The 24392-nt window shown below is 47.9% G+C and carries 21 protein-coding genes and 1 pseudogene; 5 read left to right on the top strand and 17 right to left on the bottom strand.

Annotation, left to right across the window (positions count from 1 at the left end; all coding sequences use genetic code 11):
- Positions 1-85: 85 nt before the first annotated feature.
- From HH215_RS02880 to HH215_RS02835, 10 genes are all read right to left on the bottom strand, one after another.
- The gene (locus HH215_RS02880) at positions 86-1096 is read right to left on the bottom strand and encodes an ABC transporter substrate-binding protein (RefSeq protein ID WP_169278529.1); all 1011 of its coding nucleotides are present in this window, start codon (positions 1094-1096) and stop codon (positions 86-88) included.
- Between the two features lie 63 nt (positions 1097-1159).
- Entirely contained in the window at positions 1160-2155 is a 996-nt protein-coding gene (locus tag HH215_RS02875) for an ABC transporter permease (RefSeq protein ID WP_169278528.1), read from the bottom strand.
- Positions 2156-2182: 27 nt separating this feature from the next.
- A complete protein-coding gene (locus HH215_RS02870; RefSeq protein WP_169278527.1) occupies positions 2183-3691 on the bottom strand; it encodes a sugar ABC transporter ATP-binding protein in 1509 nt (502 codons plus the stop codon).
- A gap of 263 nt (positions 3692-3954) precedes the next feature.
- Positions 3955-4941 carry a substrate-binding domain-containing protein gene (locus tag HH215_RS02865; protein ID WP_169278526.1) on the bottom strand — a complete coding sequence of 329 codons (987 nt, stop codon included), beginning with the start codon at positions 4939-4941 and terminating at the stop codon, positions 3955-3957.
- The gene (locus HH215_RS02860; RefSeq protein WP_169278525.1) at positions 4938-6722 is read right to left on the bottom strand and encodes a cache domain-containing sensor histidine kinase; all 1785 of its coding nucleotides are present in this window, start codon (positions 6720-6722) and stop codon (positions 4938-4940) included. Before HH215_RS02860 ends, HH215_RS02865 begins: the two co-directional genes overlap by 4 nt.
- Positions 6723-6728: 6 nt before the next feature.
- The gene (locus HH215_RS02855) at positions 6729-8348 is read right to left on the bottom strand and encodes a response regulator (protein ID WP_169278524.1); all 1620 of its coding nucleotides are present in this window, start codon (positions 8346-8348) and stop codon (positions 6729-6731) included.
- A 227-nt stretch (positions 8349-8575) separates the two neighbouring features.
- On the bottom strand, positions 8576-9346 hold the full coding sequence (locus tag HH215_RS02850) for an effector binding domain-containing protein (RefSeq protein ID WP_169278523.1): 771 nt from the start codon (positions 9344-9346) through the stop codon (positions 8576-8578).
- Between the two features lie 66 nt (positions 9347-9412).
- Complete coding sequence (locus HH215_RS02845; protein ID WP_169278522.1) at positions 9413-10390, bottom strand: helix-turn-helix transcriptional regulator; 978 nt, start codon at positions 10388-10390, stop codon at positions 9413-9415.
- A complete protein-coding gene (locus HH215_RS02840) occupies positions 10380-11063 on the bottom strand; it encodes a DUF4085 family protein (RefSeq protein ID WP_169278521.1) in 684 nt (227 codons plus the stop codon). Before HH215_RS02840 ends, HH215_RS02845 begins: the two co-directional genes overlap by 11 nt.
- Before the next feature lie 139 nt (positions 11064-11202).
- Positions 11203-11781, bottom strand: coding sequence for a hypothetical protein (locus HH215_RS02835; RefSeq protein WP_169278520.1), 579 nt, complete (start codon positions 11779-11781; stop codon positions 11203-11205).
- Between the two features lie 228 nt (positions 11782-12009).
- Here HH215_RS02835 and HH215_RS02830 point away from each other — a divergent pair, with 228 nt between their 5' ends.
- Together HH215_RS02830 and HH215_RS02825 are read left to right on the top strand one after the other, a co-directional pair.
- Positions 12010-14202 (top strand): GAF domain-containing sensor histidine kinase, encoded by a 2193-nt coding sequence (locus HH215_RS02830; protein ID WP_169278519.1) that lies wholly within the window; start codon positions 12010-12012, stop codon positions 14200-14202.
- Positions 14199-14828: a response regulator gene (locus HH215_RS02825; protein ID WP_169278518.1), complete on the top strand. Its 630-nt coding sequence runs from the start codon at positions 14199-14201 to the stop codon at positions 14826-14828. The genes HH215_RS02830 and HH215_RS02825 overlap by 4 nt, the downstream gene beginning before the upstream one ends.
- Positions 14829-15421: 593 nt before the next feature.
- Here HH215_RS02825 and HH215_RS02820 read toward each other — a convergent pair.
- Positions 15422-15778 carry a nucleotide excision repair endonuclease gene (locus HH215_RS02820; RefSeq protein WP_169278517.1) on the bottom strand — a complete coding sequence of 119 codons (357 nt, stop codon included), beginning with the start codon at positions 15776-15778 and terminating at the stop codon, positions 15422-15424.
- Between the two features lie 17 nt (positions 15779-15795).
- Positions 15796-16161 carry a winged helix-turn-helix transcriptional regulator gene (locus tag HH215_RS02815; protein WP_169278516.1) on the bottom strand — a complete coding sequence of 122 codons (366 nt, stop codon included), beginning with the start codon at positions 16159-16161 and terminating at the stop codon, positions 15796-15798.
- Positions 16162-16324: 163 nt separating this feature from the next.
- On the opposite strand from HH215_RS02815, the pseudogene HH215_RS02810 reads away from it, so the two are divergent.
- Positions 16325-16507 (top strand): annotated as a pseudogene (locus HH215_RS02810) (MFS transporter); the annotation flags it as partial.
- 28 nt (positions 16508-16535) lie between these two features.
- Here the strand turns inward: HH215_RS02810 and HH215_RS02805 are convergent.
- The 4 genes from HH215_RS02805 to HH215_RS02790 form a co-directional block, all read right to left on the bottom strand.
- Positions 16536-17735, bottom strand: coding sequence for an MFS transporter (locus tag HH215_RS02805; protein WP_169278515.1), 1200 nt, complete (start codon positions 17733-17735; stop codon positions 16536-16538).
- Between the two features lie 116 nt (positions 17736-17851).
- Entirely contained in the window at positions 17852-18451 is a 600-nt protein-coding gene (locus HH215_RS02800; RefSeq protein ID WP_169278514.1) for a TetR/AcrR family transcriptional regulator, read from the bottom strand.
- Between the two features lie 109 nt (positions 18452-18560).
- Positions 18561-19346: a DUF1295 domain-containing protein gene (locus tag HH215_RS02795; RefSeq protein WP_169278513.1), complete on the bottom strand. Its 786-nt coding sequence runs from the start codon at positions 19344-19346 to the stop codon at positions 18561-18563.
- A gap of 3 nt (positions 19347-19349) precedes the next feature.
- The gene (locus tag HH215_RS02790) at positions 19350-21260 is read right to left on the bottom strand and encodes a DegV family protein (RefSeq protein WP_254450533.1); all 1911 of its coding nucleotides are present in this window, start codon (positions 21258-21260) and stop codon (positions 19350-19352) included.
- 170 nt (positions 21261-21430) lie between these two features.
- Between HH215_RS02790 and HH215_RS02785 the strand changes: the two genes are divergently transcribed.
- Positions 21431-22264 carry an EAL domain-containing protein gene (locus tag HH215_RS02785; RefSeq protein WP_254450349.1) on the top strand — a complete coding sequence of 278 codons (834 nt, stop codon included), beginning with the start codon at positions 21431-21433 and terminating at the stop codon, positions 22262-22264.
- 21 nt (positions 22265-22285) lie between these two features.
- Here the strand turns inward: HH215_RS02785 and HH215_RS02780 are convergent, their stop codons facing one another.
- Positions 22286-23212, bottom strand: coding sequence for a methyl-accepting chemotaxis protein (locus tag HH215_RS02780; protein WP_169278510.1), 927 nt, complete (start codon positions 23210-23212; stop codon positions 22286-22288).
- A 192-nt stretch (positions 23213-23404) separates the two neighbouring features.
- On the opposite strand from HH215_RS02780, the gene HH215_RS02775 reads away from it, so the two are divergent.
- Positions 23405-24298 carry a MerR family transcriptional regulator gene (locus HH215_RS02775; protein WP_169278509.1) on the top strand — a complete coding sequence of 298 codons (894 nt, stop codon included), beginning with the start codon at positions 23405-23407 and terminating at the stop codon, positions 24296-24298.
- Positions 24299-24392: the final 94 nt, after the last annotated feature.

Genomic DNA, 24392 nt, shown 5'->3' with positions numbered 1-24392 from the left:
AATACCTACCTCATATTGATAAAAAACAACCAGCCCGCGCTCCATTGGAGTCGCGGGCTGGTTGTTTGGGGTTATACGGTCTTTTTTATTCGTAAAGTACGGCTTTCACGTCTTCGTTATCGATATTGGATTTGTCGTACCATACGAAGCCGCTATCGATCAACGGATCTACTTTCTCGCCTTTAGCCGCGGCTACGGCCGCTTTTACCGTTTCATACCCGATGCCGACCGGATTCTGAGAAACCGCTCCCGCCATCAGACCGCTTTTAATCGCATCGATTTGCGCTTTACCGGAGTCATAACCGATTACGACGATTTTACCGGACATTTTCGTTTCCGTCACCGCGTTGACGACGCCGATCGCGGAACCTTCGTTAGTACCGAAAATACCTTTCAGGTTCGGATACGCTTGCATGATCGCTTTAGCGGCATCCGTTGATTTCAGGTGATCGCCGCCGCCGTATTGAATATCGACGATTTTGATGTTCGGATATTTCTCTTTCATACGATTCACGAAGCCATCGCGGCGATCGATTCCCGTACGGCTCGTTTGGTCATGCGCTATGATCGCGACTTCGCCTTCTCCTCCGATCAATTCAGCCATTTTCTCCGCCGCGATGCCGGCTGCCGTTGCGTTATTAGTGGCTACCGTGCTAACAGGAATGTCGCTTTCAACGCCCGAGTCGAACGCCACGATCGGAATGCCGCTATCTTGGGCTTTCTTCAGCAGAGGGATGGATGCTTGGCTATCAAGCGCTGCGAAACCGATCGCGCTCGGTTTTTTGTCCAATGCGACTTGGAACATTTCGAGCTGTTTATCAACTTGCGATTCCGTTTCCGGACCTTCGAACGTAATTTCCACGTTCAGCTCGGCAGCGGCTTTCTCCGCTCCGATTTTTACAGCTTGCCAGAATTGATGCTGGAAGCCTTTGGAGATGATCGGGATGTACATTTTCTGTCCTTCCGCAGGAGCTGCGGATTCTGATTCCTTAGCAGGCGACGACGAACCGCCTTTGTTGTTATTGTTCGATCCGCAAGCGCTTATAACTAGAACGAGTGCCAATACCGCGAATAACCATACCTTTTTCATTTTCATGTCCCCTTTAAGTGAATGATCAATGCATAATTTATATAATCTCCGATGGAGACCATACCAGAGTTAGGCTTTGCGGCGACGGATGATGTCCGCGTACACCGCCAGCAGAATAACGAAACCGACAACGACCGTCTGCCATTCTTGCGGCACCGACATTATCCGCAACCCGTTCGTGAGCACGCTCATGATCAAGGCCCCGATGACCGTTCCGATAATCGTTCCTTTACCGCCGTTAAGCGAGGTCCCGCCGATTACGACGGCCGCGATAGCTTCCAACTCATACCCCATACCCAGCGAGGGTTGGGCCGAATTCAGGCGCGATGCCATCAGAACGCCCGCAAGCCCCGTAAACAAACCGGTAATGACGTAGATAATGATTTTCCATTTCTGAACGTTAACCCCGGAAAGTCGCGTTGCTTCCTCATTGCTGCCGATCGCGAAATTATAACGGCCGACAATGGTACGGGCTAATAAGAGACTGCCTATAACCGCTGCTAGGAAGAAGACGAGTACGGCGTTCGGAATATCGAATCCCGGTATGAGATCGCCCAGTACGGAGCCGAGCGCAATTTCCATGAACACTTCGTCGTCCGTGAAATAGATCGGCTTCGTTCCGGATATGACGAGCGCCAGCCCTTTGGCAATCATCATCATGGCCAGCGTAGCGATGAACGGCGGAATGCCCAGCCTCGCTATGACGAAACCCGACACTAAACCGCAAGCCGCCCCCGTAAGCAAACCGCCGATAATCCCGACCCACACCGGCAATCCCCATAAGGTGATGAAGACGCCCGTCATAACCGCGCTTAGCGTCATCACCGTGCCGACCGATAGATCGATGCCTCCGGTAACGATAACGAACGTAACGCCGAGGGCAAGCACTCCGATTACCGCGGTCGACAGCAGAATTCCGACGATGTTGGAGAAATTGAAAAAGTTGCTTGAAGCTAGCGAGAAAAATATAACGAGTAAGATTAAACTTCCGAACGCTAGAAACTGCTGCAATCCCGAATTGAACGCAATCGGTTTCTTCCGTATCGCTACAGGTGCTTCTTTCATGAGGATTCCTCTCTTTCTTTGCCGGTCTTAGCCTACCCGGTCCGTTGCGTAGGTCATGATCTGTTCTTGCGTCGCTTGGTCGTCATTGATGAGCTCCCCGGTAATCCTGCCTTCGCACATTACGATAATCCGATGGCTAAGCCTTAAGATTTCAGGTAGTTCAGAGCTGATCATAATGATCGATTTGCCGGATGCCGCCAGGCTTTCGAGCAGCATATAGATTTCGCTCTTGGCTCCGACATCGATGCCTCGCGTCGGCTCGTCGAAAATCAGAATATCGCAATCCCGCGTCAACCATTTGCCGATAATGACTTTCTGCTGGTTGCCGCCGGATAAGTTTTTCAAACTTTGACCGATGCCGGGCGTCTTCACCTTCAATTCCTCGACGATGCTGTTCGCCGCTTCTTTCATTCGATTGTCGTTCATCCAGCCCATTCCGATCGTGAATTTGTTTAACGTCGCCAGTGCGACATTCGTCTTGACGTCCATTTCGAGCAAACAACCGAAGTGTTTCCGATCTTCGGACAAGTAGCCGAGACCGTGTTTAACGGCTTGATCGGGGCCCGTAATCCGAACTTTATTCCCGCGAATGTAAATTTCCCCCGAGTCGATCCGGTCGGCTCCGAAGATGGCGCGAGCCGTTTCCGTCCTACCCGCTCCGACGAGGCCGGCAACGCCTAGAATCTCTCCCTTGCGGAGCGAGAAGCTTACGTCGCGGAGCACCTTTCCGCGATTCAGGTTACGCACCTCTAACACCGTCTCGCGCTCGCGATTGTTCCGGCGGTCCGGCTTGACCGGCTGATAGATCTCTCTTCCGACCATCATCGCGATAATCCGGTCAATGCTAACCTCAGCGGTCGGAACCGTATCGATATAGCTGCCGTCGCGCATTACGGTAATGCGATCGGTAATTCTTTTCATTTCCGCCATCCGGTGAGAAATATATACGATTCCGACCCCTTTGGCCCGCAACCGTTCGATCATCTTGAACAATTCCTCGATCTCGGCATCGCTTAGCGCCGCGGTCGGTTCATCCATGATCATGACCTTGGACTCGTAGGAAATGGCTTTAATAATCTCGACCATTTGCTGTTTGGCTACCGTGAGTTCGGATACAAGCGTTGTCGGCTCGATGTCCAAATTCATCTGTTTCAATAAAACAGATGTTTGTCGATTCATCTCTTTGTCGTCCAGGAACAAACGAAACGCTCTGCGTGGCTCCTTGCCCATGAAGATGTTTTGCGCCACGGTAAGATCGTGAGCCAGGTTTAGCTCCTGATGAATCATGCTGATTCCTAGATTCTGGGCTGCCCGCGTATCGGGGATATCTACCTCTTTGCCGAGATAGTGAATTCGCCCTTCATCCTTGCGATATACGCCCGTCAGTATTTTCATCATCGTTGATTTGCCGGCTCCGTTCTCGCCGATGAGAGCGTGAACCTCGCCCGATTTCAATTCGAATCGGCTTTGTTTCAGCGCGTGAACCCCGGCGAAACGTTTCTCGATTCCTTCCATTCTCACGATAATTTCACTCATCGCCTCGTCCCCCCCCAACTCCTTGTTCTTGTTGTTGATCTTAACTTTACACGCATCATCGAAACGCTTACATGTGATTTCTTACTGCAAAAGTCGAATAATTTTGGGGATCAAGCATAAACGACTTTCGCCGTCCTTAGGGATGGCGGAGGAACGTTTATGTCGGAGGTGATTCAAAAATGAGTATCGTGAAACTTATGAATTCTGAATCAATAAAAAAAAGCGATTTCGAAAAGTCATCGACCGACCTTTCGAAACCGCTTTTAGTTTCCTACGAAGGGGAACAACAACTTCTGATTTTCCTCTTCGTACATATTTTGTTTGGTGATCAGCAACGAGCCCGTATCGACCCGTTCGGGAATTTTGTTCCCTCTTACCGCGTCCACCGCGATTTTAATGCTTAAATATCCCATTTGGAAAGGCCGTTGGATGACCGTCGCTTTAATAATCCCTTCATCCAGCAGCTTGATCTCGTTGAAGGAGCTATCGAATCCGATCAGCTTCACCTTGTCCTTCAAGTCCAGCTCTCGGATCGCTTTGCCGGCTCCTACGGTCGTCGGCTCGTTCAAGCCGATGATGCCAAGCTTCTCGGAATCGTCGCTCAAGATTTGTTTGGCCATCAAATAGGCATTCTGCTCCGATCCTTCAACGTAAAACGTGTCCAACAGCTCGATATTCGGATTGCCGGCGAGCACCTCGCGAATTCCCTTCTCCCGATCGATATGCGACGCTGCGTTCTTAACGTAACTGATAATCGCGACTCTGGAGAGCCCCTCCAACTGCTGCTGCATCGCTTGCCCGGCTTCTTGTCCGGCTTTGACGTTATCCGTAGCCACGATGCTTTGGGCGACTTCGGAATTAATGCCCGAATCGACGATAATGAGCTTTATTCCGCTTTTCTTTACTTCTTCGGCGATAGGAACCAGTCTATCGTAATCGTTCGCCGCCAGCACGATGGCATCCGGCCGGTTCAAGATCGCCTTCTCCACGAGAGCGATCTGCTCGTCCACGTCCGTTTCGGCCTTAGAACCCCATACCTCGACGTTCGTATCGAACTCTTGGGACGCTTCGTGTATCCCATCGACCAGCACTTGCCAGAATTCGATCGATGCATCCGTCGACTTAATAATGACGGTAACGTCCAGCGGTTTTTTCTCTGACAGTCCGGTGAACCAGTAAACCAAACCGACGATCGCGACAAGAAGAAACGCGATGGCTCCGATGGATCTCTGGGTTTTCCAGGGCATCATTGCTCCTCCTCCGTGCGGGAATGAAGGGCTTTAGGCATACGAATATGAACGGTCGTACCTTCGCCCGGGACGCTCTTGTAGGACAATCCGTATTGCGCGCCGAAATAAAGTTGAAGCCTCTCATGAACGTTACGAACGCCTACCCCTCTGCCTTCCTCCGCATCCGGAGAAGGGAGCAGAAGAGTTCTTAGCTTCTCTTCATCCATGCCCTTACCGTTATCTTCGACGATCAAATAAATATCCGTATCCGTTTCCTCGGCGGATATCGTGATCAACCCGGGCCCCTGCTTCATCTTAATGCCGTGATAGATCGCATTCTCGACGATCGGCTGCAGAATAACCTTAATGGTCAAATAATTTCGCACCGAATCATGAATTTCGATCTCGTAATCCAGTTTATTCTTGTAGCGCATCTTCTGGATCATCAAGTAATTCGTAATATGCTCGATTTCCGTTCGGATCGACACAAGTTCTTCTCCCTTGCTAATCGAAGCCCGAAACAGCTTGGCTAGCGCCGACGTCATTAATACGACCTCGCGGGACTTGTCGTTCTCGGCCATCCACACGATCGAATCCAAAGTATTATAGAGAAAATGCGGATTGATCTGGGCTTGAAGCGCGTTAATCTCGCTCTTACGCTTCTGTTCCTGATCCTGCACGACTTGCGACATGAGCTCTTTGATTTTTCCGACCATCATATTAAACGCTCTGGCTAACCTGCCGATTTCAATCGTGGTGGGAACTTCTACATGAATGTCGAAGTTGCCCTTCTCCACTTCTTTCATATGGTCTTGAAGCCGTTTAATCGGACGGTTTACCCGCCGCGACAAGAAAATCGAAATAATAAACGCGAGAATGATGACGATGAGTCCGAGGATAATAAAGGACAACCGAACTTCATTCTGGTTATCGACGAGTTCGTTGACGTACGAAACCCCGACGATTTTCCAACCGAAGTCGGAATCCCTCACCGTATACATTCGGCTATTGCTGCCTTCATCGCTGGTGAAAGTCCCGTTCTTAATCTCGAGTACCTTGTCGATCATCTCCGACTTTAAGTTGCTATAGATTAACTGTTGTTGCGGATGATATACGATTTTCCCGCTCGAATCCACGATGAACAGATAACCTCTTTGACCGAGTCGGATTTCCTTCACCATGTCGTTCATGACGCTGAAATTCAAATCGACCAAGAAGACGCCAAGCTTCGTCTGCCCGTCCCTGCTAATTAATTCCCGGCTTAACGACACGACCCAAGGATAACGATCCTTGAATACGGGTTGCACGTGGGAGGGAGAAATTACGCTATCGCCGCCAGCTTCCTTGGCATGCTTATACCAATTCAAGCTGGTCAGATCGATGTAGGGATTCAGCTCCAAGTCCTTCCGACCGGACACGAATTGACCCCCGTAACCGATGACGTTAACGGACGAAATATCCGTTCGGGAAACGAGCATGGACCCCAGCATGTCGGCTACCGCTTCCTTCGCCTTCTTCTCTTCCAGCAGGCTATTAAAATGCGTAGTCGATAGGTACTGTTGCACCGCGTGATTTCCGACCACAAGATCCGACATGCTCTTCATGCCGTTCACGTAGGATTTAATGTTGTTGTTCACTTGTTTCACAAGCTCCGTCGTATAGGCTTGCGCCTTCGACTTAACGGCCTCTTTGGTCAAGTAGTACGAGGTGATGCTCATAATTAAAATGGTGATTAAGATCAAAATAACGAATGCGAGCACCATATTCGTCTGAATGCTGCGTAACCGAGAAAAGATGCCCATCGTTCATCACGCTTTCCCTGTCGTCAATTTATTGCGATATTCCGTCGGCGTATCTCCGGTATGCTTCTTGAAAGTTCCGCTAAAATAATGGGGATCGCTATACCCGACGGCATAAGCGATTTCGTAGCTCTTCATCGCCGATAAGCTTAACAGTTCCTTCGCTTTCTCCATTCGGATATGCGTTACGAATTCAACGAAAGATCGTCCATTATAAGTTTTGAACATGCTGCTGAAGTAGCTTGAGCTTAACGCTACGTGCTGTGCGACCGACTTTAAGGATAATTCCGGATCCGTATAGTTTATTTTTACGTATTCCATCGCTTTAGCTATCTGATTAGCGCTCTGATCTTCGCGAGTGCTCCTGATCATCGACACCGCGTTCCCGCATAGATCCCTCATCCAAACTTCCATCTCGTCCAAATTCGTCATTCGGTTGATGTCGGTCACGGGATTAACGCCTTCTCCGAATACGCTCGTAGCTTGACTATTTACTTCATATAAGGTGTGCATCATAGTCAGCAGAATACGTTGGAGATAAATGTAACAAATATCAATCGGATAAACATGCTCGCGGAACGTAGTGAACAGCTTCCTGATCCAATCGTCCATTTCCTGCGGCGTTCCGGTTTTGAGTTTCGTAATCAGTTCGCCGTCCCAAGCGACGACCGACAACAATTCCGGACGTTCGCGCTGTTCCATATCGGTAATTCGGATGATCTCGTTCGCCCCGATCACGTACCGGTAATCCAGCGCGGACAAGGCCGATTGATGGACGAGCGACACATCGTCCTTCACGGTACAGGAGCGGCCGATTCCGATCGAAATCTTGATCGGCAAATACGAAGTAACCGCGAGATGGATCTCTTCCGCCGCCTGCATTGTCAGCTCCTGCAGCTCGTCGTCGGTATTTCCGGACACCAGGACGATCACGCGATTTTCCCTATCCCGGAAAATTTCCGTCCCCTCGTATTTCGACGTAATCTCTTGCGCGATATTGTATACGGCGAAACGGATCAGCTCTTGATCGGACAACGTCGAAGGCAACGTCCATTCGAATTCATCCACGTCGATGACGAGTTCGGTTAACAAGGAGCCGTTCCATTGGATATGAAAATATTCCGAGCTGGTCTCGATTTGTTTCTCCGTCATCCGAGCCGTAACGAGCCGTTCCAGGAATCGTTCCTTCAGCAAGGGGAGGTTCGCCGTCAATTGGCGTTTCAACTGCTCGTAATCTTGAACCTGCCGTCTCTCGAGATCCAATTCCTGAGCCAGTTTCCTTATAATCGCCTCTAGTTCAGAGGCTGTAATCGGTTTCAAAATATAATCCACGGCTTGCAGCTTAAGCGCTTGCTGGGCGAAATCGAAATCGTCGTAACCCGTAAGAATAATGACCTTGACGTCCGGGTATCTCTTAGCCAGCTCGCTGGTGAGTTCCAGTCCGTTCATGAACGGCATTCCGATATCGGTCAACACGACGTCCGGCGTTTCGCGCTCGATAAATTTCAGAGCTTCAAGCCCGTCTTCGCAATCTCCGATACAGACAAAACCGAGCTGTTCCCAATCCATCTTTTCTATAATCGCTTCCCGTACCAATGCTTCATCGTCTACGATAAGCAGCTTGTACATGTCATCCCCGCCTCTTGATGTCCTAATGGGCTACGGACTCTACCGTTAGATCGCTATTAAGCGTACCGCTTGAAATCGAAATACATCTATCGTAATCGGATACGAGCATAAATGGAATGTAAAAATATCCGATAAGAGTAGAATTTCTTTTTATTCGATTCTCATTCGGACCAAAACGCCAAAAAACCGGAAAGCCAAAGGCTACCCGGTTACACCGAATAAGGGATTTATTTTATCGCGATATAGATATCGATCTGGGCGTTATCCGGATCCGCGCTACGCTCGTCGTACAGTTCGAAATCGCCCGTGAACGTTCTTTGCAATGGCGAAGTGTCCGCCCATTTCCAGATTTGCTGCCATGCCTCTACGACTACCTGGGTTGCTGGACCTCTCTTCGTCGTAAACACGGCATACCTCGACGCCGGAAGCACCTTCGCCTCCAAACCGTCCGGAAGAGATCCGATCTCTGATACTTTACAACCGATTAACAACTTATAGTTGCCATCCGAGCCGTTCTCGTAATCGATGTAACAGCCGTAAACCGATTGCTTCGATGATTCAGCCACATTCGGAATCGATTGCTGAACGCCTTCCTTCCAGAACCGCTCCCATAAGCCGCCGATCTTGGCTTCCGCGCTCCATTCTTGTTTGTTGGACGTAGTCGTCGCAATTCCTGCAATAATGAGCTCGTCCACTTCAACCAGATGAAAGGAAGCTACTTCGGTCTCATGCGTTGACCAGCGTTTCAAATCCGGTAGGGATCCTGCTAGAAGCCCTCTTGCGGTTTGTTCCTCCATCCCCTGCTCGACTAGGAATGGAACGCAGTAGCCGACCATGTCGTCCACGGTAAAGTCGGGTTGGGTAAATTCGCCGTTCGCATAACAATAGATGCAATAATCCTGAACCGCGGCGCCTTTCGAATCCGTTCCGCGAATCTCGGAGCTTGCTAGCGGCATCCCGCAGCTTTGGCATTGCAATTCAATCTGTTGTTGAGTCATTTGAATCTCTCCTTATCTTTAATGCCTTAACTATACAAGGAGTAACTTGACAACAGATTGTCAGGTTTACGTTAACGGATCATATATTTTAGCGATATTCCTCGCGATCTCTTGAACTGTATTTCGAATATGTTCCGGTTCCAATACTTCCACGTCTTGACCGAAGCCGAGTATAAAACCGTACAACCAGCGATCCTCCGGAAAATGAGCGGTGACGACGTACTTTTCTTCCGCTTCTTCCCCCTCTTGACTCGCTTCATTCGCCTTCTCGGCGACAAGCGCTTCGACGCCGAACCATTCCTCCGCCAGATGCCTCGCTTTCCGATGAAATCGTAGTCGCAACGCGATTGCGTTCGCGTTTGAAGCCCAATCTTTATTCCACGGAATTTGATCGAGCGAAATATTCTTCTTTACGAAAAACCGCTCCCTCACTACGACGTCCTTCATCCGAAATAACTTAAACAACCGAAATTGTTGCCGATCGAGACAATAAGCGTACAAATACCACGTTTGCTTCTTCAACACAAGCGTATAAGGTTCGATCGTTCGATCGGATACTTCCCCTTGCGCGTCGCAATACACAAAGCCTACCTCTCGCCCTTCTTCCACCGCTCTCTTTAACTTGGCAAGCTTGTCCTCTAAGTGACCTTGCCGTCCCCATGGAGATAGATCGACGATAAACTGTTGCGTTCGAATTTGAAATTGCTCCGTCTCCGCTTCGGGAACGATGCTTTGCATTTTCTCCAGCAGCACCTTATGGTTCGGGTTATCGTACGTCGTCAAGACGCTCTGCAACGCGGTCACTATCGCCACGAGTTCATTGTTGGTCAGAACGTTGCGATCGATCCGGTACCCTTCCGACAAGCCGATTCCCCCGCCTGCCCCTTGATAAGACACGATGGGGATCCCCGCTTGATTAATGAGATCGATATCCCGATAGATGGTGCGAACCGACACCTCGAAATGATCGGCCAGCTCCTTCGCTTGAATCATGCGACGATTGTTTAACAGGATAATGATTCCGAGTAATCGGTCAAGCTTCATTCTGCTCACCCGTTCTTAGCGTTTGCGGTTCGATCAACACGTCTTCGGCAATGATATGCAGCTCCATTAAAGGCATATCCAATAGAACATGAAGCTCGAATCCGAATTCATTCGCGTATATTTCATCGTAGAGCCACCAGGCGCCGACTAGACCTTCGGGAACCGCCAGCTCGGTTACTCCCCGAAAAGTTAATCTTACTTCGGTGTAATAATGATAGCTCCCGCTGCAATCCAAGGTTAGGACGAACGCATCATCGGAGAAGCTTTCATAAGAAAGCACGATGGCGTCATGAAGTGATTTCTCGTGTAGTTGCGTTGCGTTTTGGGGAAGCGTGTCTTTTATTTGATCGTAGCCGTTGCGATAATTTTGGCTGATTATTTTCATCCGATCGTTGTAGTCGCATTTCCAACGTTCGGACATTTCCCTAAGTTCCCTAGAAGGGAACACGGATATAATCGTTCCGTCATGAATATAGGGATGGAAGGATTCCGGAAGAAATCGGAGTAGATCGGCTTTGCGAAATTCCAACTCTTCTTTGCGCATTTTCTCGAAATCCAATCCTTTTGCTGTGTACCCAGCAACATCTTCTTCCCAATCCTGCTCCGTTTCCGGAAAAACCAAAAAACCTCTTACTTGCATTTCCGCATACCATGATTTCGTGAAAACCTTCAATTCGGCACCCCCGTTAGTTCTAGGGTACCATAATTGTGGTCAATTCACGTAGGCTGAAATGAAAAAGGGGCTGTCCAATTTGGTATATTACTAGACCGAATGGATGCCCTTCTTCTTCATTTATGACGATCCACCCGCCTTAAAACCCTACTTCCCGCTGTCCTTGATAATTAATTGAGGAACTGCTGTGGCGATTCAACTTACCGGCCCATATGCAATAGCCTGCGCCAACATAAGAGAGTCCCCAGAAGAAAGCGAACCACTCCCCCCACGGAAGCGCCATGGATAACAGCATCAGCACCATTAATCCGACAACCCAACGGGGAAACACTTTCGCTCTCCAGGTCAAGATCGGCAGAACGACTGCGCCGCCCAATATGCCGATGGAACCAACGAGCTGAGTCACGCTGTACACTAAGGAGGTTTCATTCTCGAAGTTTGCATCATGCAAAAACGCCCATAAAATCGGCATCGTCAGCGTATTGCCGATCATAATGCCAAGTACGGTAATTAGACCAAGGACGCCGGTCTCCTTGGATTGCACCGTATAGAGAACGATGCTGACATAGCCCATAAAAATACAGGCAACGAGTCCGAACAAAAGCTCTGGCGTGCTGTTGAAACCCCACATTATGCTCGATGGCGTCATTCCTATCCTTATGATACCGGCCAAGATGCATCCGAGCCCTAATCCTCTAATCATTCTCTCAGTGATCATTACGCGTTCCTCCGATTGATAATATTAAATATAACTCTCCCCTAGTGTAGTTCGAGCCGATTCCTTTCTTCCAGAGTCGTAAATTCCCTATATTAAGGGTATACAAACAGGGTAATTCCGGGAAATGAGCGCCGTACCCCGGGAAAACCGTTCGTGCCTGTATGCAATGAAAAGCGAGATTGTTACAATAAAGGCAATGCGATTCACACGGAAGGAAGTAAGGACGCGATGTCATTACACGGACTGAACCCAAGCCTGAAAATGCGATTCCGTAAGTCGCAAAGTCCCCTAACGACGATCCTACAGACGATCGTCTTATTGCTCGGCTTATTAACGTTTATGTCCTACGTCAACTTCATTCCGGAATACTACGATAAACTCGTAACGAAATGTTTGCTTCAAGGCTGCGGGATATACAGTCCGGCCCCTCCTACCACAGAAGATTTGCTTCATGCCAGCGGGCTGTCGGTCTCTAGCTACGCCGTCTTGTTCGTCATCATCGATACCGCTTTTACACTGCTGTTCGCTTGCGCGGCGTGCCTAATTGCCATCAAGGGGCGACGCGAGCCGATGGCATTGCTCGGATCGATTATGCTGATTTCCTTCGGAGCGACCTTTCCGCAGCTTGTCCACACCGCCTCCCAAGATCAGCAGCTATGGGGATACTGGTTCTCGTGCATTTCCACGATGGGCTGGATTTCGCTTTTCCTGTTTATCTGCCTCTTCCCGAACGGTCGTTTCATGCCGAAGTGGACGATCATACCGGTTATCGTCTTCGCTTCCGTCAAGATCATAAGCGAAATATTCAAAGATACCGCGTTAGACCATAATTATTGGCCTCTTCCTATCGTCATTGCCCTCTTCGTCATCCCGATAGGCGCGCTCATCTATTCCCAGCATTATCGTTATCGCGCATGCTTGAACCGGGAACAACGGCAACAGACCAAATGGATCGTATACGGCTTTTCCGCGAGTTTGATCGCCTTTGTCGTGATCAGTCTGTTTTTCGAGCCTAGCCTTTACGATACTCCCGTTGCTTTTGTTTACTTGAACGGCTTTCTGCACCTGTTTCTGCTTATCCTTCCGCTTACTCTGACATTCGGGATTCTAAGAAAACGATTATGGGACGTTGACCCCGTCGTGAAGCGGACTCTTGTCTATTTCTTGCTGTCGGCTTGCATCGTAGCGCTATATAGTCTGTCCATTGTCTTCTTCGGCAAAATGTTTCATTCCGAGAATCGTTTCCTCCCCTCCCTGATCTCAACGGTAGTGGTAGCGATCCTATTCGCCCCGCTCAAAGAGAGGCTTCAACGTTCCGTGAATCGAATGATGAAGGGGCGTCACGACGATCCTTTCGGCATGCTGTCCGACCTGCGAAGCTTGCTCGTTAAACCGTTACCTCCGGAGGAGATGTTGGATACGATCGTTCGGTTCATCCGCCAATCCTTAAGGATTCCCTACGCGGCAATTGCCGTCGAAGTGAAGGGAATCGATAGAATCGCCTCCTCCGATTCAGATGGAGAGGACATAACGGAAAACCAAACTTTTCGAATTATACATCGCGGCGAAGAAGTAGGCGCTCTCATCGTGGCCAATCGACCGGGAGAGCCCTTCACGTCGGAAGACCTTCGACTGCTGGACGTACTCCTAGGCCATGCGGGTCCAATTATAGAGAACTTCACGATGACTAGCGGCATGAGGCTGCTCGCCGAAGATCTTCAACGATCTAGAGAAAAACTAGTCATTGCCAGAGAAGAGGAAAGGAGAATGATCAGAAGAAATCTTCATGACGAGCTCGCCCCTCGGTTGGCGGCCCTCGGACTCAATGCGACTGCCGCGGAAATGTACGTGAGGCGCGATCCTGAGGCGGCAACGGAATTGTTGTCGGAGTTGCGCCAAGTCATTCGTTCTACGGTCGAGGACATTCGAACGCTTGTGCACGATATGAGGCCGGCCAGCTTGGATGAATGGGGACTCGTCGGGGCCATTCAACAGCGAATTGAAGAACTGACCAGACCGATCCGATTGTTGGAAAATGAGCAAGGCACGACGAGCGGGTTAAATATCGAATTCCGCTTTCCGCAGCATTTGCCTGCCCTGCCTGCCGCCGCTGAGGTCGCAGCCTATTGGATCGCGACGGAATCGATCGCGAACGTCGCCCGCCACTCGCAAGCCACCCAATGTACGGTTCGACTCGCGATGACCTCTGATGAGATATTGAACATTGAAATCATCGACAACGGAATCGGCATAGACGAACTTAGGATTCCATTCGCAAACGGCGGAATCGGAATCAGTTCCATTCGCGAACGGGCATCCGAGCTGGGCGGTCTATGCACGATCGAGCGGCTCCAGACCGGAGGAACCCGCGTGGCCGCCAGTATACCCGTACTCACCGAAAGGGGAAATCCTTATTTATGAATATCGTCATTGTCGATGACCATCCCATGTACCGAAACGGAATCCGGAATCTCATACAAGCAACGGACGATCTGGTCATTATCGGAGAAGCCGGCACAGGAGAAGAAGCCGTCCGTTTAGCGGAAGCCTTGCAACCCGATATGATGCTAATGGACATACGCTTGCCCGATATAGACGGCATCGAAGCGACCCGTCGAATTAAAGATCTCCATCCTCGTATTCACATACTCATTTTGTCCATGCACAAGGATGACGAATCGATCTTGCCGGCGATGAAAGCCGGTGCTAGAGGTTATTTGCTGAAGGAAGCCGACGGCACGGAGCTGCTGCAAGCGATTCGCATGGTCGGCAACGGCAACGGGGTGTTCAGTCCGGATATTGCCGGACGAATGGTCGACTTCCTCGAAAAGCGCCCTAAATCGACGAATCCTCTATTCGATCAGCTTACGGGCAGAGAAAAAGAAATACTCCACTGGGTTTCCGAAGGGTATAGCAACGCGCAAATTGCCTTGAAGCTTCATCTAAGCGTGAAGACGGTAGCGAATAACGTGACGAATATCCTGAATAAGCTTCAGGTCGCCGATCGGCATGAAGCTAGGCTTTTGGTGAAGTTGCCGTGGGTTTAAAATGAAAAAAATCACCCTAACGGGTGACTCCTTTTGCTAAACTTTTTTATATTTACACTATTTCTGACTCTGCCTGAGTAAACTGCACATACCTGCATAACCCAATAACGGATTGAAATCGAATTGGAAATGCTGGGCAATTGCGTACGCAACTGAAATTTGAGCGACAGATACACCCTTGTGCGTTATTGCTATAACCCCGCTGACAACGACTATCCATTTATTGCTTACCCTATAATGCATTGGCACAACCGGGGAAGGGGTAGGTCCCTCTTTATCGGGCCGAAAAAGTGTAACGGAACTCACAGCCCTTATTTTGCTAAAAAAGGGGCAATTCAAAATCTAACGGAAGTGATTGCCCTTATTTGCCGATAATCCAGTGAAAATGGACCATTTAGACACAAATAACGGCGTGTAGCTCCGTTAGAATATCAAAACCTCTGTTTTCTTCAAAATAGCGGCGTACAGATCCGTTAGAACTCCAAATGCTCGTTTTCTTCAACATTTCGGAACCCCGCTTCGTTCAGAAAATATTTCCAATCTATTCGTTGTCGAAGCAAGCCTACAATAGCCCGTTTATGCTTGACTCTATTTTACTTGAACAACGCTTTTTCAACATTGTACTTGGCCTTGAATTCGTTAATAATATAAGTTTCATAGATTTCCCGGTGAACGGGATCCTCGACGAGGCACACTTCGATCTTAACGACTTCGTCTCTGTGTTCTTTGATCGCGGATACCGTATCCTCGAAATGCTTCTTGATTCTCGGTCTTAGCTTCCGGGCTTTGCCGACGAACAGTAACTCGTCCTTGTCGTTATAGAACATGAAGATTCCGCCCAGTTCCCTTGTAATCAGGTGAAACTCGGTAAACCCGTAAATATGGCTTTCTTTAGGGTCGTTTTGTTTATAAATCGTAACCTCTGGCGTCGGAACTGTAATTTGGATCACCTTGCTCACGTCCTCATTTATTTATGATTTAACACATTATCTTCCAACACTAAACTTGCGTCCCCATACTCTTTAATGATATGGATTTCTCCCCATGCGCACAGAGCATCTAGAATAGGTTTCAAGCTAACGCCGTATTCCGAAAGCTCGTATTCCACCTTAGGGGGAACTTGGTTGTAGCTGATTCGATTGACGATTCCGTCTTGCTCCAATTCTCTTAGCTGTTGCGTCAACATTTTCTGCGTGATCGATGGGATCAAGTTCTTGAAATCGCACGTTCTTTTTTTCCCATACGTGAGATGACAGAGAATGACGCATTTCCATTTGCCGCCGATCACATCCAACGTAGCTTCAACGGATATATTATATTTTTTATGGGCCATGGACAACCCCTCCTAACGAAAAAATAAGCGGATTTTCGTGCGAATGGCAGCTTTTATTACTTTTTAGTGCCTAGAGTACTTGTAATTGCGTACTGTTCACCTCAAACCGAATACCCCATAATAACATCTACCGGCCGGTGATTACCATACTGGGGAGTGGAAGCCGATTACGGCATTGTTCTATATGTTTACCATCCAAGCCGTCGTGCTGCTTGTTCTGACGTTTACGGCCCCGTTCTAAACGGCGGGATTCATTACGATCCTGTTCATGGGATTGTTCGCGTTCATGAACGTACCGGGTCTTCAAGTTTATGTCGTAACTTTGGCGAAGCGTTATACGCCTACCATTTAATAACATCCGAGAGATCGGGAAATCAAGCAGTCGTTTGCGCGTTTCTTCTCCCGACGCTTACCGATAATACGAAGCTAAGCAATAGAACGATAAAGGCTAACAAATACGGATAGTTAATATCCACATCGAACAACATTCCTGCAATGACGGGCCCGACGATGTTGCCGAGACTCGTAAATGCCGAGTTCAAGCCCGCGACGTATCCTTGTTGATCGCGAGCCAGTAAGGACATCTGGGTGCTAACGGCCGGGCGCAAGATATCGATGGACAAGAACACGATAAAAGTAACCGCGAAGATCATCCAGAAGCTGCTTACGAATAACGTCAACAGGACGAATAGGCTTGCCGCAAGCAAACAAGTCGAGATCACTCGCTTCTCTCCGAACCGCTCCAATATCCAGCCGAACGCGGTAAGCTGCACTACCGCTCCCGCAATGGAGCCGAACGTGATAATAAAAGCGATATCCTTCGGCGTAAATCCGAATTTATGGTCGACGAACAGGCTGAAGATCGTCTCGTAGTTCGCTAGCCCGAAGGACATGACGAACACGATAATCAAGCTTAAGAAATAAGGTTCGCGGTAAGAGTAGATCAACTGCGACAGTAAATTCCGATTTTTTGCCGGCTTGGCTGCGCGTAATTTCGCGCGTTTGTAGGCCGGTAAAGATTCCGGCAATATAAACGCGGTAATTAACCCGGCGACGAGACCGGCTACCGCCGCGCCATAGAAAGGTACCCGAACTCCGAATTCGGCTAGATATCCGCCAATCCCGGGACCGATAATAAATCCGGTCGTAATCGCGGCGTTCATGAACCCCATGCCTTTCGCCCGTTCTTCGTCGGAAGTCACGTCCGCCGTATAGGCCATGACCGCAGGCATAATGAGAGCGGCGCCGATTCCTCCGAGCATTCTGGCAACGAACAGGAGAAACGCCGAGTTCGCGGCTCCGAAAAGCCATTCGGAAAGGGCGAATACGATCATCCCGATGACGATAATCCATTTTCTGCCCAAGGAATCCGATATTCTTCCGGCTAAAGGCGAAAATAAGAGCTGGGTTAACGAGAAGGCGGCAACGAGCAATCCGACGATACTTCCACTAATATCCAGTTCGGTCATGAACTTCGGCATTACCGGGATGACTAATCCGATTCCGGTAAAAACTAAAAACAAGTTAAACATGAGGAGCAACAGAGCTCCTCTATTCTTTAATAACAAAGACATGATAATGACCCCTAACTTTCTAAGTTGACTTTCGTGCTGTGATCGCGTTTTTGAAATACACTATATTTATACTGAACATTCATTCTATATTATGACGTGAAAAAGCCCTGTTCGGTTCAAGGTGAACTTTTGGAAATTCCGTGCAGGAACACTTCGATGGCGGATTGATATAACGCAAGCGCATCCTGCCGGTTCGCTTTACGAGAATGTTGGCTGAGCCCGATCATTAAACTATCGAGGATTAGCGCAAGATTTTCGACGTTATTTTTCTCGAATTCACCGTTATCGATACCTTGCTGCAGCAGTTTTTGATTAAATTTCAAATAACCCGCCATCATCTCGGATATTTTCTCTTCGGCGTCGTTCGCTTTCTCGGAGAAATTAAAAAACTCGTCGGCCGCTTTCGTAAGCGGATGGTTCAGGTTTTCAAGCACGAGATGCTCCGCCATCCCGTACAGCTTCTCCTTGGACGTCTTGAAGAGAGGCTCCTTCTCGTTCCACTTTATTTCCCAATCCCGATCCCATTCTTCGATCAAATATAGAAACAAGCCTTCCTTACTCTTAAAATGATAATAAATATTGCCAGCGCTGCTCCCGGTAGCGTGAACGATATCTTCAATGGACGTCGCTTTATATCCCTTTTGAACGAATAGCGCTTTCGCCGCATCCGCTACTCGTTTTTTGGTTTGCTCGCTTTGAATCTTTTTCTTATTCATCTTATCCACTCCGTTTTCTTGAGCGATCGATCGGTTCACCCATTCAACACAAAAGATACTGAACATTTATTCAGTATCTTAACTAAAAACTTAAAATTATGCAAGTTAATCATTCGTTCGATGCATTTTTCGGAAACCAAGGGATAAATCGATTCGTCTCTCGCTTGTACTGGGCATAATCGGCATTACCGGCATAACGCTTATCCAGGAAAGGCACTCCGGACACTTTCACCAATAATAGGTTCATGAACAAGGCGCTTAATACGCTTATCCAACCCAGATGTATCGGGAGCACGATAAGGAATATTCCCCACCACATCGTAGCCTCGCCAAAATAATTGGGATGTCTGGTATACCGCCACAATCCGCTTTTAAGCACGGCTTCTTTATTCGGTCTCGTTTTCTTAAACCGCTTCAACTGATAATCGCCAATGATCTGGAACAAGAGACCGATGATCCAGATCATCATGCCCGCCCAAGCCCAGACATCCAAGCTGTTATCCGTCTGATCCGCATTCACGGCCATTATCGGATAGGCTAGTAGTATCATAAACAATCCCTGCATCATAAACACTCGGAAAAAGGCAATCATCCTAGCATTCTTACCCCACGCCTTGCGAAAATTGGCATAGCGGAAATCTTCTCCTCGTCCGATAGCGCGAATCCATAAATGAATGGCTAATCTTAGCCCCCATATCGTAACCAACAGGAGCATAACGAGCTGTCTGGGCTCATAACCGTCACGGTACAAAAAACTAACTATTGCTATGATAACAAAACCAATTCCCCAACCGATGTCTACAATGGAATTGTCTTTCATTATCTGCGCAACGATAAATAGAATCACCATAAAAATCATAATAGCTAATGCGTTGATTACATAGAGCTCGCCCATTCGCTAATCCCCTCTCCGATTGTCGTTCGCCAGCAACATAGCTACGCTAATTGCTCCTTTACCTGCACTAGCCCCAATGACAGGCGATACATCTGAAATGTAAAGGGGCTTGGCCCCAGTGATCGATTCCGTAAGTTTCCTGCACCGCTCTATCTCTTCGCTAGCTCCGGCATGCAAAAGCACATACTGCGCAATATCGTATTTCTGGTGAATCTGCTCAAGCATTCGAATCATCTTGCCCATATTAGACTTCCGGAACAACGTCTTTCCATAAAGAACCGATTTCCCCTCGCCATCCAGTGAAACGATCGGCTTCATATTCAACCATGCCGCTACTTTACCCTTCAGCGGACTGACTCTACCGCCTCTCACCATATATTTAAGCGTGGGGACGCTAACCAATATTTCCGATTTAGGGATTTGATCGCGCAGCAGCTTCTTAATCTCTTCGATAGATGCACCTGCCGCAATCGCTTTTGCTGCTTGCAATACAATTAGTCCTAGCGCTCCGGATAACGTTCGGGAATTGAAGACATGAATTCTCGAGGAGTTCACTTGTTTAGCAACGGTACTGCAAGCATCATAGGTTCCGCTTAAAGCACCGGACACATGAATAGACACGACTTGATCATAATGGTTCAGCAGCTCTCGATACTTTCGTGTAATACTCTCGGGAGATGGCTGGGAGCTCTTGGGTTGAATGTCTGATGATGCTAATTTATCGTAAAAAGATTCCGGTTTCAGTGTCACTTTGTCCAAGTAAGATGAGTTTCCAATTTGAATTTGAAGCGGTAGCAGATGAATCCGGTGCTCATCCATGAGTTGTTGCGGAAGATCGCATGCAGAATCCACAAGTAGAGCAATCGATGCTTTAGGCGCACTAATCATTTCATGCTGGCGCCTCATATCATCTACTTTCTGATACACAAGGGTACCCTTCTGCGCGAGTAAATCGGCGATTTGATCCGGATCATTCGTATGGATATGTATTTTCCCTTGCTTATCATCGCCTACGGAGACGAGGGAATCTCCTAGCCTTGCAAGCTCCTCCTTTACTGGGAAATAGTCTGTGTCCCAATTCATCAGAAATTCTGAACAATACCTATAGCCGTTGTCATCATAATGTGATATTAGGTGGTTAATCTCCATCTCATGCCCCTGCTGGTAGGTTTCATACTGGTAAGCGGCTTCCGATTCCGTCCGTTCAGCTTTGGGCTTCTTAATCTCCGTAATGAATCCGTATAGGAAGTGAACGAAGCCTTTGGCACCCGCGTCAACTACGTTATGCTTTCGAAGGATGTCCATTTGAGTCTTAGTGTTTTCCAAGGAAATACAGACTTCCCCATAGGATTCGATCAGCATTTCTTGAATTCCCACAGTACGGTCAACATTGCTCCTCATTACACGAACCCAAGCTTTCATTACCGTTAGAATAGTACCTTCCTGCGGAGAAGCGACAGCTTGATAAGCCTGCTTCACCGACTGCTCACACATATCGAGGAAGTGTCTCTGTTTTAACTCCTTATTATTTAAGAGAAAGTTACACATCGAAATAATAAACTGCGAGAATATCATCCCCGAATTGCCGCGCGATCCGCGAAGACATGCAGACTTTAATTGCTTTAAGGTCTCACTGGAAGGTTCCTTCCACCTGGACTCCCTAATAATCGTTTCCATGAGATAAGCAAGGTTACTCCCCGTATCTCCATCGTTTACGGGAAACACATTAATGGAATTCAGCTCTTCCTTATGACGGATAACTTCATTAGCCCCGCACAAAATCAAATCGTGAAAGGTTCTGCGGTTCATCAGTTCCACAATGCTTCCTCCCTGTATAACTCTTGATCGTCTTTTATTCATAGAAGTGCAGGATAAGCTAGAATAGTGTCGAAAAGAAACCGATAGACATTTCATTCCAATCACTAGGACGTGACTCCATGACGCAATGCTCTAATTGTTCTCCTGCAAATCCGATTTATGAAATAAAGGTCACCGGCGAACCAAACTTGATTATTCTCCCGCAAATTATTCCTTTTCTAAGATCTAGAGACTCCCTAGTATGCTCTACAGAAGAGACGTTGTTCGTGAATGAAGCCGGGATTTCGGATTTAGTCGACTTTTGCCAGGATCATATGGATGTCGAGCAGCTAACCTTTCGGTTAAATGATGGATCATGGCAGCCTTTCAGGGAAATAAGAGAAACGCTTTCTTCCCGATGGGTGGATGACATCATTCTGCAACAGCGCGTGATCTGTTATTCCCAACCGATTGTCGACGATCAGGGCTCAGTCTACGCCCATGAGATGCTTGCTCGCTTTGTACAAGAAGACGGAAGCCTGCTATCTCCGTTAACGGTATTCGAGGCGGCTAAGCATCGTAACCGGTTATACGCTCTCGATCGGTTATGCAGAATGACGGCAGTTCGTTCTTGTAAAGGATTGCAAGGCAAAGTGTTTATTAATTTCATCCCGACTTCTATTTATTCTCCGCAGCATTGCCTGCAATCCACCATTCAGCTGGCACGCCAGCTAAACATAAATCCATCGATTTTAGTGTTTGAAGTCGTGGAAACGGAGCAAGTCGAGGATTTAGAACATTTGAAAAGCATCCTGGGTTACTACAAGGACCATGGCTTCCAGTACGCACTAGATGATGTTGGCGAAGGTTTCAGTACGATCGAACTCTTGCAACAATTAAAGCCCCATTACATGAAGCTCGATAAAGGTTTCGTACAGGGCGTCGCAATCAGTCAAGAAAAACAAAAAATTGCAACAGCAATGCTCGAAGCAGCCCTTCAAATCGATTCCGTTCCATTAGCCGAAGGGATAGAGAACGAAGCGGACTTTGCTTGGCTTCGCGATAACGGATTCAAGCTATTCCAGGGATATTGGTTCGGGAGACCCTCTCCCGTTGCTTGAATGATGGTTCGGCACCCCGGATTAAAGAGCAAGGCCAAACTCCTTGGCTTGCGTATCCAACAGGCGCGCAGCTTCACCGATGCCCATGAATTCATTGACGTTCTGCTGTATACGGATCTGACTTTCGCTAACGACAACCTGTGAATGCTTCGTCCCTTTGGCGATTTGCTGCACTTGAGCGACGAAGCCCTCCACGTATACGTTTACTTCCTTCGTCGTTTCCTGTACTTGACCCGCTAACTTACGAACTTCGCTAGCAACCACGTTGAAGCCGCGCCCATGCTCACCGGCATGTGCGGCTTCTATTGCCGCGTTCAAAGCTAAAAGGTTCGTCGTATTCGCAACTTCGCGGATCGTTCGAACCAATCCCCGAATGAAGTCTGTCTGTTTTTCGAGTTGTTGAAGTGCAATCATATTTTCATTGGCGCCCTCGACAACTTTCCCGATAGCCGATTCGACTTCGTGACTTCGAGAAATGCCTTGCTGGGCACGATTTAATAGCTCCTCGGACATAAGCAACATTTTTCTCGTGACTTCCGCCTTCGCCTGCTCTCTTAAGTTAATGTTCGTGGCGATTTTTAGAATGGCTTTCACTTGGCTATCCTGATCTAATATGGGCATATAAGTCGCTTCAAGCCAGATCGACTGACCATCCTTGGTAACCCGCGCAATTTTATCCTGAAAAGAATCCCCGTTTCTCAAACTCTCCCATAATTTGAAATAGTCGGCGCTGTTCACGAATTCCTGAGTACAGAGCTGTCTATGATTCATCCCCGTCATCTCCGTGGCGCGATAACCCAGCGCCCTAGCCAAGTTATCATTTGCCCATAGCACTTGACCCTGTCTATCGAATTGAATCATGGCAAGCGACTGCTCGACCGCTGCGAGGACTTCACGCTGATCAAGTACTTGAGTAGACGAATAAAGTTCGCGCTTCCCGTTAATCATGTAGAGGATCTCCTCTTTTGTATAGTTTATTGTATAGATTTACGTATAACATTTAACTCGAATTATACGAAACCTATACAATATTTGCAAGTATTTTCTACATAATTCGAGCATTTTCAAATTTAAAGCCTTAAATGATAGTCATTTTGTATAGATTATGTATAATTGTGTTAGGGGAGGGGAGGAAATTAGATGTATAGCATTAAGAAGGTCTCCGAACTGCTGGGCATCCCCGTCGTCACCATTCGAGCTTGGGAGAATCGATACGGAATTATCACCCCCAATCGGAGCGAAGGCGGACATAGATCGTTTAGCGAAGAAGACATTAGTAAACTTAGATATTTGAAAAAACAAATGGAAGAGAACGGAGTTAAGATCAGCGAAGCCGTTCATATGCTGCAACAAGAAACTTCTCTTGTTAATGTCGAGAAAAACACAATATCCAACCCCGGTAATACTTACGATAAAATGATTGAAGAGCTATATGACGATTTAATCGCCTATAATACTTCGCAAGCTAACGAGACCATCGACCTTGCCTTTTCCATGTACGAATTCGAGAACGTGTTTCACTATATCCTCGTTCCCGTATTGCATAGAATCGGATCAGATTGGGAATCCGGTCTCCTGAACGTTACTCAGGAGCACTTTGCCTCCCAAATCATTTTACATAGGTTTAGTCAGCTCTTTCGAATTCTCCCGATTGACCAGCGGTTACCCAAAGTACTTGCCTTCTGTCCGGAAGACGAGCATCATCAAATTGGTTTAATGCACTTTACTCTATTCTTGAAGAAAAAAGGACATGACGTCATCTACCTCGGTCCGAATACGCCCGTTATCGGACTGTCTAGTATCATTAAAATGAAAAATATTTCAATCATTACGATATCGGTTACCGCCTCTAAACACATAGAAACGGTTTATCAATGGATCGAGTCCACGATTCGGGAATATCCCACTTTAAGGATCGTCCTCGGCGGATCGGCGTTCGAGCAGCACCATGCGCCCTTGCAGCTTCCGAATGTCCATTACCCGGACCACAAGAGATGGGATGATTGGTATGAATCCGTCTTCTTAACCACGTAGTGTATCCTACTGCCTGGGCGTTAATTGACAGCAGTAAAGCATAAGGAAGCTGATCTTAAGCATTGGCGCAGAGCAGTTCCTTACTCTTCCGACT

Source organism: Cohnella herbarum, from assembly GCF_012849095.1.
Taxonomy (GTDB): Bacteria; Bacillota; Bacilli; order Paenibacillales; family Paenibacillaceae; genus Cohnella; species Cohnella herbarum.
The sequence above is the reverse complement of the archived record's forward strand: the minus strand, read 5'-3'. Positions and strand labels throughout refer to the sequence as shown.